This is a genomic window from Exiguobacterium sp. BRG2 (assembly GCF_031844245.1).
Lineage (GTDB): Bacteria > Bacillota > Bacilli > Exiguobacteriales > Exiguobacteriaceae > Exiguobacterium_A.
In genome coordinates this window covers 151695-164655 of sequence record NZ_JAUZUW010000007.1, presented here as the reverse complement: position 1 = coordinate 164655, position 12961 = coordinate 151695, and the positions used below count along the sequence as shown (strand labels likewise).

The 12961-nt window shown below is 44.2% G+C and carries 11 protein-coding genes; 6 read left to right on the top strand and 5 right to left on the bottom strand.

All coding sequences use genetic code 11. The features are described from left to right. Positions 1–126: 126 nt before the first annotated feature. A complete protein-coding gene (locus Q9R23_RS10985; protein WP_214856397.1) occupies positions 127–312 on the bottom strand; it encodes a hypothetical protein in 186 nt (61 codons plus the stop codon). A gap of 111 nt (positions 313–423) precedes the next feature. Continuing rightward, a complete protein-coding gene (locus Q9R23_RS10980; RefSeq protein WP_311247030.1) occupies positions 424–963 on the bottom strand; it encodes a gamma carbonic anhydrase family protein in 540 nt (179 codons plus the stop codon). A 124-nt stretch (positions 964–1087) separates the two neighbouring features. On the opposite strand from Q9R23_RS10980, the gene ade reads away from it, so the two are divergent. After that, positions 1088–2821: an adenine deaminase gene (gene ade, locus Q9R23_RS10975; protein WP_214856399.1), complete on the top strand. Its 1734-nt coding sequence runs from the start codon at positions 1088–1090 to the stop codon at positions 2819–2821. Between the two features lie 263 nt (positions 2822–3084). Beyond that, positions 3085–3342 carry a hypothetical protein gene (locus Q9R23_RS10970; RefSeq protein WP_035412398.1) on the top strand — a complete coding sequence of 86 codons (258 nt, stop codon included), beginning with the start codon at positions 3085–3087 and terminating at the stop codon, positions 3340–3342. A gap of 131 nt (positions 3343–3473) precedes the next feature. Here the strand turns inward: Q9R23_RS10970 and Q9R23_RS10965 are convergent, their stop codons facing one another. Beyond that, the gene (locus Q9R23_RS10965) at positions 3474–5108 is read right to left on the bottom strand and encodes a peptide ABC transporter substrate-binding protein (protein ID WP_056063473.1); all 1635 of its coding nucleotides are present in this window, start codon (positions 5106–5108) and stop codon (positions 3474–3476) included. 109 nt (positions 5109–5217) lie between these two features. Next, on the bottom strand, positions 5218–5901 hold the full coding sequence (locus Q9R23_RS10960) for an MgtC/SapB family protein (RefSeq protein ID WP_214856400.1): 684 nt from the start codon (positions 5899–5901) through the stop codon (positions 5218–5220). A gap of 111 nt (positions 5902–6012) precedes the next feature. On the opposite strand from Q9R23_RS10960, the gene Q9R23_RS10955 reads away from it, so the two are divergent. Then, a complete protein-coding gene (locus tag Q9R23_RS10955) occupies positions 6013–7410 on the top strand; it encodes a basic amino acid/polyamine antiporter (RefSeq protein ID WP_311247032.1) in 1398 nt (465 codons plus the stop codon). 57 nt (positions 7411–7467) lie between these two features. Here the strand turns inward: Q9R23_RS10955 and Q9R23_RS10950 are convergent, their stop codons facing one another. Next, entirely contained in the window at positions 7468–9495 is a 2028-nt protein-coding gene (locus tag Q9R23_RS10950) for an EAL domain-containing protein (RefSeq protein WP_311247029.1), read from the bottom strand. 186 nt (positions 9496–9681) lie between these two features. Between Q9R23_RS10950 and Q9R23_RS10945 the strand changes: the two genes are divergently transcribed. From Q9R23_RS10945 to nagE, 3 genes are all read left to right on the top strand, one after another. Continuing rightward, positions 9682–10884: an ornithine--oxo-acid transaminase gene (locus Q9R23_RS10945; RefSeq protein WP_023467138.1), complete on the top strand. Its 1203-nt coding sequence runs from the start codon at positions 9682–9684 to the stop codon at positions 10882–10884. 153 nt (positions 10885–11037) lie between these two features. Then, entirely contained in the window at positions 11038–11235 is a 198-nt protein-coding gene (locus tag Q9R23_RS10940) for a CsbD family protein (protein WP_035412412.1), read from the top strand. A 212-nt stretch (positions 11236–11447) separates the two neighbouring features. Beyond that, positions 11448–12956: an N-acetylglucosamine-specific PTS transporter subunit IIBC gene (nagE, locus tag Q9R23_RS10935; RefSeq protein ID WP_214856402.1), complete on the top strand. Its 1509-nt coding sequence runs from the start codon at positions 11448–11450 to the stop codon at positions 12954–12956. Positions 12957–12961 lie beyond the last annotated feature (5 nt).

The following is a 12961-nucleotide window of genomic DNA, read 5'->3' as shown; positions in this document are numbered from 1 at the left end:
GAATCCGCTTCGGCTCTTTTTGTATGCGCGCTGACGCGCTATATCGTTTTGGAAAATACGTAATCAAGTGATTAAATTATTTTTTGATGCGACTAGCGAGCCAAGCGCGAACAGTGCGTTGCTGAATCATACACGTTCTTCCTCTCGGTTTAATGTTCCAAGGCGGTGCTCGGCATCTTTAACGATACGTACTTGAACCTCGACTGTCAACCAATCTGTTTCGAATTCAGGTAACGTCGGCAAACCATAGCTTGGGTTACTCGTAGATGAAAATAAATCAGACATAATACGTTCTTCATATACTGGAATCATATAAAATCCCCTCTCTGTGTCTTGATTCATCTCTTGCACCTCTAGTGTACGAAAGAATTGTAAAGACGGAAGAGGGGAGGTGTTAAGAACCCGTGAACTTTGTAAACGTTCTCACAAACTTGTCAAATCCTCTGTAATGGCTTCACAACTGTCAGTATACTGCTGCCCTCGTTTCACGTATTTTCGGACTGTTCGTTCCATGATGAATCGATCATGGTCACTGATATCCCGGACGATTTTTGCAGGAACACCCATGACCATCGCACCGGCAGGCACCTTCATTTTTGGCGGCACAAGACTTCCCGCAGCAACGAATGCACCTTCTCCAATTTCAGCTTCATCAAGGATCGTCGCCGACATCCCGATCAACGCTCCTTTTCGAATGATACTTCCATGAATCATTGCCATATGACCAATCGTGACTTCATCTTCAATGATAGTCGGAAACCCTTCATACTGATGAATCATCGAACCATCTTGAATGTTGACGCGTTCTCCGATTTGGATCGGTCCTTCATCTCCCCGGATGACCGTATTGAACCAGACGGATGAGTCTTTTCCGATCGTGACCTCTCCGATGACCTTTGATCCATCCGCTAAATAAACGGATGGATCGATGTTTGGAATAAGTGAACCGACACGATATTTCATGCGTTTTTCCCCCTCAGGCATTAAATCCATACTCTTTCATCTTGACGTTACAAAAAATAAATTGCAACAGCTTCCAAACTAATTGTAAGATAGTGAAAATACGCTTACACCAGGAGGAGACAGGATGGAACAAACAGTACGTGAACGATTGATTGCGATTGCTGCAAAAAAAGAGAAAGCAGCTGTCGTCTTTCAGAACATTTCAGTCATCGATGTCATGACACGTGAGACGTATACAGCAGATGTAGCGATTGATTCAGGTTATATCGCTGCTGTCGGAGAGGGATATGAAGGAGTCGAGAATCGTCCGGGAACGAGTCTGTTCATCGCTCCAAGTTTTGTTGATGCCCATGTTCATATTGAATCATCGATGGTACCACCAAGTGAGTATGAGCAGGCGATTTTACCACTAGGCGTCACGACGATCATCGCGGATCCACATGAGATTGCGAACGTCAAAGGCGCAGAAGGTTTGTCCTTCATGCTAGACGATGCAGAAGGTCTCGCCCTTGACGTGCGCATGATGTTACCGAGCTGTGTTCCGGCGACTTCGTTTGAACACGCGGGAGCATCACTTGATGCTGCGGCACTTGCGCCATTCGTCAATCATCCGGGTGTCCATGGTTTAGGGGAAGTCATGGATTATCCGGCTGTCGAACGAGCCGATCGCGACATGTTACAAAAAATCAAACAGATTGAAGACGCAGGGAAACTTGTCGATGGACATGCTGCAGGACTCGGACCACGCGAAATCAATATTTATGGTGTAGCTGGAATTCGGACGGATCATGAATCCATCAGTAAGGAAGATGCAATTGCACGAGCACGTCGTGGTCTGTATGTCGAAATACGGGAAGGGTCAGCAGCCCGTAACTTGAAGGAAGTACTCGATGCCGTGACAGAGAGTAATGCCAGCAGGTTCCTCTTCTGTACGGATGATAAACATTTGGACGATACATTACGCGAAGGTACGATTGATTATAATATTCGCTATGCGATTCGTCATGGGATTAAACGCGAAACAGCGTATGCGATGGCATCGTTGCACGCGACAAACGCGTATCGTCTAGACGATCGGGGAGCCATCGTACCAGGACGCCGGGCGGACTTCGTCTTATTATCAGATGCCGATAACGTCGTGATAGATGAGGTTTATATTCAAGGGAATTGTGTCGCACGAGCAGGGAAAACGATTCGACCCGTTCGCCGTGCTCATGTGCCGGAGTCATTACGTGGAACCTTGAATACAAAACCGATCACACCAGAAGTATTCGCCCTTCCACTCGAATCACCACGTGCGCATGTCATCGGAGTCATTCCGAAAAGCATCGTCACCGAGCACTTGATTCTTGACGTTCCGCTTCAAGAAGGACATTTCGTTCCTGTGCCAGAGGAGGATCTCTTAAAAATTGCTGTCATTGAGCGTCATCACGGGACATCGTTCTCAGCAGTTGGGATCGTCAAAGGATTTAAGATGAAGCGTGGAGCGATTGCTGCGACCGTTGCCCATGATTCACATAATCTCGTCATCGTTGGGGCATCAGACGAAGAGATGCGACTTGCTGCAGAACGTCTTGTTCAAGCGGGTGGGGGTGTCATTGCTGTTAATGGGCAAGACGTGCTTGCAGAGTTACCGCTTGAAATCGCTGGGCTGATGACGAATCGTCCTTTCCAAGAAGTCGGGGACACACTCGAAGCATTAAACGATGCACTTGATGTATTAGAAGCGGATCGGTCCTTTAATCCTTATTTGACGATGTCGTTCCTTTGCTTACCGGTCATTCCGGAATTGAAGTTGACCGACAGTGGGTTATTCGATGTGAAACACTTCCAGCATATTTCAGTACAAGCAAACTAAAGTCCATCGCGAGTCTGAGTCTCTTTCCGGGACTCAGACCGTTTTTTATTAGAAATAGATGATCTAAAATCAAAGAAAGATACTTTACAAAAGCTCTAAATATTCTTAATGAAACTTAATAGTTTGGATGTTGAATCATTTTGGAAAGCTTGTTATAGTAAGGTCTATATCATTTGTGAGAAATCTCACTTTCTTTGAAACTCTTTATTTAAAAAAGTCGTAGAAAAGAATAGGATCACTAAAGTGGAAAGGGGACTATATTTATGGATAAATCATATTTTGAAGGACATGAAGTCTTGATTGCGGACGTCTATCGTTCATTCACGCGTCAATTTTATGCACTTCCGACACATCGGCGAACGAAACGTCAATTGCGAAACCTTGCATTCTCCGTTATTCGTCAAGCCAGACCGACGTATGAAGAACGCACCGTTTTGTACGCCTATTTTGCTGAATTCTTCCGAGCAGTGGAAGAAGGACAAGATGAAGAAATCGCTTTTTATAAACAAATCGCACAGTAAAGACCCCCGATGGCTCCGTCAGAAGGGGTCTTTGTTGTTTTTAGAGATATCTTCAGGAAATCAAAAACAAGTAGCGGACGAGGTCCACTACTTGTTGATTAAAGAATTCGATGTGTGTGTCAGGTCCTCGTTTACTTGATTTCCATCCATTTAAAGCTCATATCGGCACCGAATGGGTGACGGTATAATTTATCAATATTTGTTCGTTGCAAGTACGCTTCACCTTTTTGATAGATTGGCGCGATCGCGTAGTCATCGGTTAGCAAGATTTTTTCAGCTTCTTGCATATCAGACCAGCGTTTCGCTTCATCTGCTTGTTGTTTTGCCCCTTTGATGAGATCATCGAATTTTTTGTTCGAGTATTCCATCCGGTTGAAGCTTCCGCCTGTCAACCACATATCGAGGAACGTCATTGGATCCTGATAGTCAGGTCCCCATCCAGCTGCAGAGATATCATAATCGCCCTTCGATTCGAGGTCGAGGAAGTTCTTGAACGGTTGTTGTTTGATATTGATCGTCAAACCAGGAAGATGTTTCTCTAGATCACCTTTTAAGTATTCAGAAACTTTCTTGAATGCATCTTCATCTCGTGAGAGCATGCTGAGTTCGACTGTTTTGACACCAAGTTCTTTTAAACCAGCATCCCAAGCTTTTTTCGCTGCATCAGCATCATAGCTTTGAAGATCCGGATATTTCACTCGGAAATCTTCACCATCGGGTGTGAACGTGAAGTCTTTCGCAACGATGAAGTTTGCTGGTTTTGATCCATCGTTTAGGATGACGTCCGTAATCCCTTGTTTCTCAAAACCAAGTGCGAGCGCTTTTCGAATGTTCTTGTTTTTCAATGCTTTATTCTTTTGGTTAAAGCGGAGGAAGTTGATCCGAGCATCTGGACGTGTCTTGTAATCCTCTGATTTTTCATATTGTGAGACGAATTCAGATGTAATCGGTGCGAAGTCGACTTCTTTTGCTTCAAAGAGGTTGACGCCAGTCGAGATTTCCTTAACGACTTTAACGTTAATCTGATCCATCTTGACGTTTGCTTTATCCCAATAATCCGGGTTTTTCTTATATGTCCAACCCGCGTTCGCTTGCCACTTATCGAGGACAAAAGGTCCGTTGAAGACCATAGTGTCCACACTTGTCGCGAACTTATCGCCTTTATCTTCAACGAATGATTGCTTTAATGGTAAGTAAGTCGGAAAACTCGTCAAACCAAGGAAGTAAGGTGCTGGAGCTTCGAGTTGCACTTCAAGTGTCTGATCATCGATTTTCTTGACACCGAGTTCATCGAGTTCAGCTTTGCCTGCCATAATTTTATTGGCATTTTTCAAGTCCTGCAAAATGTACGCGTATTCTGCTGCTGTCTTTGGATCAAGTGCACGTTTCCAAGCATAGATGAAATCATCTGCTGTGACGGCTGATCCATCCGACCACTTCGCATCTTTACGCAATTTGAACGTATATGTCTTTTTATCTTTTGACACTTCGACACTTTCTGCGATTCCAGGTGTCGGCTTGTTATCACCATCGAGTCGATAAAGTCCTTCAAAGACGTTGTTCGTAACAATGATGGAAGTCGAGTCCGTCGTTTTCGTCGGATCAAGCTGAGGTACATCTGTCGTCGAAACGAGCGTGACTTCTTTTTTCTTGTTTTTTGAATCAGATCCGCTTGTGTTTTCATCATTTCCTTGCCCGCATGCAGCGACAGCAAGTAGTGCGATGCTAGATAGTCCAGCAAACGCAATTTTCGATGTTTTATTCATGGAACGATGACCCCCCGAGAGTTAGAGTTAAATATTTCAGAAAAATGTGAACATATTGTTAATTTAAGTGAAAGTGATTAAAAATGCAACATAAATTTTCAGATAATTCTCACTGATCAAGGTCTATATCCTTAATTCCGAGTGATTTTAAATAGTCATAAAGTAGGAATATGGTCAGTTTATGAGGAGAATACATTCGTAATGTCAACCGAACCGGATCTCCCCGCATGCGCATATTCGTAATATAAACACCTTTTCGTTCAAGAGCGAAGATGATTTCAGATGGGTCCAGATTAGCAGGAAGGAGCAAGTGTGCGACAAGGACGTTCGCTTCGAATCGACTGTTATTAATACGGCGCATTCCTCGAGTCAATCCCTCTAATAAGAAGAACAAAAATAAAACAAGAAAAACCGATTCCCATATAAATCCTGCACCGACAGCAATTCCAATTCCACTTGAACTCCATATAATGGCGGCCGTCGTTAATCCACTGACGATATCGTGAGGGCGACGCAAAATGACACCAGCACCAATGAAGCCGATACCGGCAATGATTTGTGCGACAAGGCGCATCGGATCCATTTGAACATTCGTCGCCATATCGTGATAGAGTGAAACGGATTTGATGGATACGATGGTTAAAAGACAGCTGATGAGGGTAATTACGAGGCTAGTGCGTATACCGACCGGTTTATTTTTTATTTCACGCTCGAATCCAATGAAAATTCCAAGGGCAGCAGCCATTAGGAGTTTAAAGAGGTCCTCGAGCTGAAATACATGAATCCAGTTCATTCGTCTCAAATCCTTTCTTTACTTTAAAAGGTGATTTGTTATAATGACTTTTGTGTCTTTCGAATGAATATACGTAAGATGTAATAGATATACGGAAAAAGGAAGTGTCTCATCATGAATCAGCAAAAAATCGGCTTCTTTGCTCTCGCAGCAATGGTCATCGGTTCGATGGTCGGTGGAGGTGCCTTTAACCTTCCCGGTGCAATGGCTCAGAGTGCAAGTGCAGGACCTATTCTCATCGGATGGAGTATTACAGGAATTGGAATGATCATGCTCGCGCTCGTCTTCCAGCACCTTGCAAACAGTAAACCCGAACTTGAAGGTGGTATTTATGCTTATGCACGTGAAGGGTTCGGACGTTTCGTCGGTTTCAACAGTGCTTGGGGATACTGGGTATCTGCATGGATTGGAACGGTTGCGAACATCACGCTCGTCTTCAATGCGATTAGTTATTTCTTCCCGATTTTCGCGGTAGAGAATCGGATATTCCTTCTCTTGATGAGTATGGTCGTCATTTGGGGATTATTCTGGCTCGTCTCAAGTGGGATTAAGGAAGCGACCCTCGTCAATCTGATTACAACGATTGCAAAGCTTGTTCCAATCTTGATTTTCATTCTATTGGTTGGGATCGCCTTTAATATCAAAACGTTCAATTTAGACATCTGGGGAGATGGGACAGAACTCGGTTCAATCTTCGATCAAGTCAAGGGAACGATGCTCGTCACGCTTTGGGCGTTCGTTGGAATTGAAGGGGCAGTCGTTTTATCGAGTCGTGCTAAAAATCGAAGTGATGTCGGAAAAGCGACCGTAACGGGACTCGTTGGTGTTTTGGTCATCTATATCTTGATTTCGGTCTTATCACTTGGCGTCCTTAGTCAAGAAAAACTGGCTGGATTAAAGGAACCGACGATGGCGTATGTACTAGAGGCAGCAATCGGACCAGTCGGCGCGACGATCATCATGATTGGTTTAATCATCTCACTATCCGGAGCGCTTCTTGGATGGACAATTTTAGCATCAGAGATTTCATATTTGGTTGCGAAAGATGGTGCGTTCCCGAAAGCATTCGCTAAGACGAATCGAAAAGGGGCGCCAGTTGGAGCGCTGCTGATTACACAGATCGCCACACAAATTGTTGCTGGGATTGCGCTATTCTCTGCACAGACGTATCTCGTTCTATCAAGTATTGCCGGGATTTGTGCGCTCTTACCATATCTGTTATCAGCCTTGTACAGCATCCGGACTTCACGGGAAGAGCGGAATCGGAAAATGTTACTCTTCTCGGTCATCGCATCCGCGTACTCTATTTGGCTCGTCTATGCGTCGGGCGTTTGGTATATCGTCATTGCGGCGTTAGTTTATGCGCCGGGCATTTTAGCATATGCGTTAGCAGAACGAGAACAGCAACGGACAGGCATGTCACGTTATGAGTGGATTGCTAGCATGATTCTTGTTGTCTTAGCCGGAGTGGCTGTTTACGGAATGGTCGTAGGAGAAATTCAATTGTAAGAAACGATATGCAAAAGAAGTCACGGTGGATAAAAATCACCGTGACTTCTTTTTTTATTAAGGGGTTAAGAATCTTTTTTCGACATCCTGTACGGACAGTGGTTCAGAGAAAATGAACCCTTGCATGTACTGGCAATCTGTCGTTTTCAAGTAAGTCAAGGCATGTTCTGTCTCGACACCCTCAGCGACGAGGTTCAACTCTAGATTGCGACCCAGTTGAATGATAGAATCCAGCAAAGCATGATCGTTCTTTGCTAGTCCATCAATGAATACTTTATCGATTTTTAATTCATCAATTGGAAACGCACTGAGATACTGTAAAGAAGAGTAGCCGGTTCCAAAATCATCAATCGATAAGCGGAAACCGAGTGACTTAATGAGGTGCATGCGTTCGACGGTTCGTTGTGTCTGTAAGATAGCAATATTCTCTGTCATCTCGAGCGTGACGGAAGATGGCGAAACGAGTCGCTCCGTTACGATATGTTGCAACGTTCGAATAAAGGAGTCACTTTGGAATTGGTGCGGTGAAATATTGATCGCCATCGTCAATTCAGGGTCAATCGTTTGTTGCCACTTCGCGAGCTGTTCGCATGCTTCGATGATGACCCAGTTGTTGATTGGTGTGATTAGAGAAGCTTCTTCGGCGAGTGGGATGAACTCATCCGGCGGAATATTTCCGAGCGCCGTATGATTCCACCGTAATAACGCTTCGAATCCTTTGACGGCTTGAGATTGAAGCTCGATGATCGGTTGATAAGCAAGGTAGAGCGACTGATCTTCGAGTGCCGTGAAGAGAGAACGTTCGAGTTGGATTTTACGTGTGAATTGTGTGTCCATCTCGTGTGTTAAGTACTGAATCGTTCCCGTACCAATTGATTTTCCTGCATAGAGAGCAGTTTCAGAGCGGCGGTATAAATCTTCAAGTGTTTTCGCTTCAGACGGATAGACGGTGATACCGAATGTGCAAGAAACGATGAGTGAATGACCGTTAATGTAATAAGGACGTTGTAACGCTTGTTGTAATTTTCGAGCATATTGAAAGAGTAGATTACTCGAGGGTGCAGGTAATAGGACACCGAATAAATCACTCGTCGGATGAAAAGCAAGGACACCCGTCGTATGTTCCAAAAGCCGTGTTGCCATTGCTTGAAGGAGTTGATCCCCGACATGTGTTCCAAACGAATCGTTTATGACTTTGAAACGATCGATATCGAACAAAATGAGTGCAATGGGTTCATGTGATGCAGCAGACTGGAACAATGCTTCCCCTTCGCGTAAAAATCCACGTTTATTCAATAAATGCGTCATCTCATGGTGATGCACTAAAAAATCAAGTTCTTCTTCAAGCACAGTTGTTTCCGTAATGTCGTTACCGATGAACAGATGCTGAAAACGAACGCCGTTTGCATCATAAATCGGAATCAATGTCGCTTGGAGATGTTTTCGTTCACCCGTGTGTGAAATGAGACTAAGATGACCAGACCATGCTTTGCGTTCACGGAGTTGTGTTCGGATTTCTGAGACAGTCGCACTAGTTTGATCGAGAATTATGGACCATGGCTGACCAATAAGCATTTCAGGACAGTAACCTGTTACATCCATGAGTTGGGCGTTTATATACGTAATTGCACCACGCGCGTCAAATACAGCGACACTGGCGATTTGATCGAACGCCTGACGTAAATCCATCAAACCTTGAAATAATGGTTTTGTTGTAATCGGTTGTTGAGCAGACGGAATACAGCAAACGAAAGCAGCAATGGCATTGCCTATTTCATCAAGTAGAGGAGACAGTAGCAACGTTGAGGTCATGGGAGTACCAGACTTATGGAATAAGGAGGCATTCGGCAATTGGACCGATTGATGGCGTTCTAAAAAGGAATGCCAAATTTGATGGCTGAATGCCATATCTTCCTGGTCAAGTAAAGGAACGATTTGTCCGACGATTTCCTGTTGTGTCCAGCCCCAATGCTGTTCTGCTAACTCGTTCCAGGAACGAATAGTCAAATCGATATTTAAGATGAAAGACGGTAGTGGAAACTCTTGAATGACGACTTCATAGGAATCGATGGTCGAACGATCCATTACGTGCGCACGCTCCTTTATGATGAAAAGAGATGACGGTTCACTTGTCTTGTCTTTTCCCAATATATTCAATTCTTACGCATCCCAATCCTCTAGGTTATACATTTTTTAGATGAAGATTATACAAGAAAATCTGCTATAATGATTTTGAAAGCGTTATCTAAAGAGCTATAAGGGGGAATCTCGATGAATCAAACAGAGAAAATCATTCAACAGACAGAACAGTTCGGAGCACATAACTACCATCCACTCCCGATCGTCATTTCAGAAGCAGAAGGTGTCTTCGTCACGGATCCAGAAGGACGTCGTTATATGGATATGTTGAGTGCTTACTCAGCCGTCAACCAAGGACATCGTCATCCGAAAATCATCGAAGCTCTAAAACGACAGGCGGATAAAATCACTTTGACGTCACGTGCCTTCCACAATGATCAACTGGGCTTTTTCTATGAAAAAGTAGCACAATTGACGGGTAAAGACATGGTATTACCAATGAATACAGGTGCGGAAGCTGTTGAGACGGCAGTGAAAGCAGCACGACGCTGGGCATATGAAGTGAAACAAATCCCAGGTGATGCTGAAATCATCGTTTGTGAAGGAAACTTTCACGGTCGAACGATGACAGCCGTCTCCATGTCGACGGAGGCAGAATATCAACGAGGATTTGGACCGCTTCTTCCTGGAATCAAGACGATTCCATACGGCGATCTGGAGGCACTAAAACAGGCAATCACTGAAAATACAGCGGCATTCATCTTGGAGCCGATTCAAGGCGAAGCAGGAATTTTAATTCCGTATGATGGCTTCCTAAAAGATGCACAAGAAGTTTGTCGTGCGCAGAATGTTTTGCTCGTATCAGACGAGATTCAATCTGGACTTGGTCGTTCCGGTAAATGGTTTGCTTCTGATTGGGACGAGGTAACACCAGACATGTACATTCTTGGGAAAGCACTGGGCGGTGGGGTATTCCCAATCTCGTGTGTTGCTGCGAATAAAGATGTCCTTTCTGTCTTCAATCCAGGTTCACACGGCTCGACGTTCGGTGGCAATCCACTCGCTTGTGCCGTCTCGATTGCTTCACTTGAAGTATTAGAAGACGAAAAGTTACCGGAACGTTCACTCGAACTCGGTACGTACTTCATGGAGAAATTAAAACAAATCAACAACCCGATGATCAAAGAAGTACGTGGTCGTGGATTGTTCATTGGTGTTGAACTAACAGAAGCAGCTCGACCATATTGCGAAGCGTTGAAAGAGAAAGGCTTACTCTGTAAAGAAACACACGAGACAGTCATTCGCTTTGCACCACCGCTTGTCATCACAAAAGAAGAGTTGGATTGGGCGTTCGAACGGATTGAACAAGTGTTAGGCGTTTCCGTCGCCCAGTAAATGAATACATTCAAATCGAATAACAGTGAACAAGATGTTCACTGTTATTTTTGTTTGGATGAGTGTCGGTATGGATACAGGAAATGTTTGAAATTCAGTCATACGGGAACATACAACTATCGCAAAAAAAATTTTTAAATGGGGGTAATGGTTATGTCAAATGACAGTGGTCTCAATAAAAAAGCAGATGGTCTTGTTGATAAAGTAGCGGGTAAAGCAAAAGAAGCACTCGGTAAAGCAACAGGAGATAAATCGACAGAGCGCGAAGGTAAAAAAGATCAATTAAAAGGTGACGCCAAGAAAACCGTAGGAAACGTTCAACAAAATTTTGAAGATACAACTCGTCGTTAAGACCGTGGGAATTAAATAGAAAAACCGGACTGGAGGATTACTCTAGTCCGGTTTTTAGTGTTTGCTATAATGAATTTTTATACTAATAAAAAAGATAGTGAATAATTTGTATGAAGGTCTAGTCATTTAGATATTTATATGGAATAATTAAAAACGTAAAAGCGTTTACATTGTTCTGTCATTATCGTTTTATTTAGGAAAGGGTGAAAGGGATGTTGCAGTTTCTACAACGAATTGGTAAGGCTTTGATGTTACCAATCGCAGTATTACCAGCTGCCGGAATCGTACTTCGATTAGGTTCGGCGGATATGCTAGATATTCCATTGATGGTAGCAGCAGGAGGGGCGATTTTTGATAACCTTCCATTGATATTTGCCATTGGTGTCGCAATCGGTCTATCGATTGATGCGAGTGGGGCAGCGGGTCTTGCCGGAGCCATCGGGTATCTTGTCTTAAAAAATGGCGTCGACTCGATGAACAAGGATTATTCCAGTGCACAGATTCAAGCAAAATATGATGCGATTGCGGCGATCGTCAATGATTCCTCGACCAAGGTCGATGGCGCGACGCTTAGTTCGATTGCGAACCAGGCGACGCTCGGTTCAACCGTCAATATGGCAGTATTCGGTGGGATCATTGCGGGTATCGTTGCCGGTCTTCTATACAATCGCTTCTACAATATTAAGTTACCGGATTGGTTGGCATTCTTCGGAGGCCGTCGTTTTGTTCCAATCATTACCTCAGCGGTCATGCTCGTACTTGCTTTCATCTTTGGTTATGTTTGGCCGTTCATCGAGCAAGGTATCAACGGTGCCGGTGAATGGATGGTCGGTCTTGGCGCAGGAGGCGCTGCTTTGTTTGGATTCTTTAACCGTCTCCTGATTCCTGTCGGCTTGCACCATGTTTTAAATAATATTTTTTGGTTTGTTTTCGGTTCATACGAAAAAGCAGATGGTACGGTAGCGAACGGGGATATTGCGCGTTTCTTCGCTGGAGATCCAACAGCGGGGATTTATCAAGCTGGCTTCTTCCCGATCATGATGTTTGCCTTGCCAGCTGCAGCCTTTGCCATCGTCATGGCTGCGCGTAAGGAAAATCGAAAAGCCGTTGCCGGAGCGATGATTGGTCTTGGACTGACATCCTTCCTGACAGGAATTACGGAACCAATCGAGTTCTCGTTCATGTTCTTGTCACCTGTTTTATACGTCATCCATGCTGTACTAACGGGTCTATCGATGGCCATCGTTAACTTACTCGGTATTTTACATGGCTTCTCCTTCTCGGCTGGTTTCATTGATTACGCCTTGAACTTCGGGATTGCGAAAAAACCATTGTTGATCATCCCGGTTGGTCTCGCGTTCGCGGTCGTCTACTACTTCCTGTTCTACTTCATGATCACAAAATTCGATTTGAAGACACCAGGTCGTGAAGATGAATCGCTCGTTACAGACACGGGAGTCGTTTTGACGGACTCAGACGATAAATATGAACAACAAGCAGCTCAAATTTTTGCTGGATTGAAAGGAACAGAAAATGTCACGTCGATTGACAACTGTGCGACACGTTTACGTCTTCAAGTCAAGGATCCAAGCATCATTGATGAAGCGGCGATTAAAGCGGCTGGAGCAAAAGGTGTCATGAAGATGGGGGCGACTAGTGTTCAAATCATCATTGGCACAGATGTCGAATTCGTTGCAGATGCGATGAAACGACAGAAGTAAAAAAA

Coding starts and splice junctions, on each gene's coding strand:
- ade (WP_214856399.1), top strand. CDS start 1,088: ATGGAACAAACAGTACGTGAACGATTGATTGCGATTGCTGCAAAAAAA.
- Q9R23_RS10940 (WP_035412412.1), top strand. CDS start 11,038: ATGTCAAATGACAGTGGTCTCAATAAAAAAGCAGATGGTCTTGTTGAT.
- Q9R23_RS10945 (WP_023467138.1), top strand. CDS start 9,682: ATGAATCAAACAGAGAAAATCATTCAACAGACAGAACAGTTCGGAGCA.
- Q9R23_RS10985 (WP_214856397.1), bottom strand. CDS start 312: ATGATTCCAGTATATGAAGAACGTATTATGTCTGATTTATTTTCATCT.
- Q9R23_RS10980 (WP_311247030.1), bottom strand. CDS start 963: ATGAAATATCGTGTCGGTTCACTTATTCCAAACATCGATCCATCCGTT.
- nagE (WP_214856402.1), top strand. CDS start 11,448: ATGTTGCAGTTTCTACAACGAATTGGTAAGGCTTTGATGTTACCAATC.
- Q9R23_RS10965 (WP_056063473.1), bottom strand. CDS start 5,108: ATGAATAAAACATCGAAAATTGCGTTTGCTGGACTATCTAGCATCGCA.
- Q9R23_RS10960 (WP_214856400.1), bottom strand. CDS start 5,901: ATGAACTGGATTCATGTATTTCAGCTCGAGGACCTCTTTAAACTCCTA.
- Q9R23_RS10970 (WP_035412398.1), top strand. CDS start 3,085: ATGGATAAATCATATTTTGAAGGACATGAAGTCTTGATTGCGGACGTC.
- Q9R23_RS10950 (WP_311247029.1), bottom strand. CDS start 9,495: ATGGATCGTTCGACCATCGATTCCTATGAAGTCGTCATTCAAGAGTTT.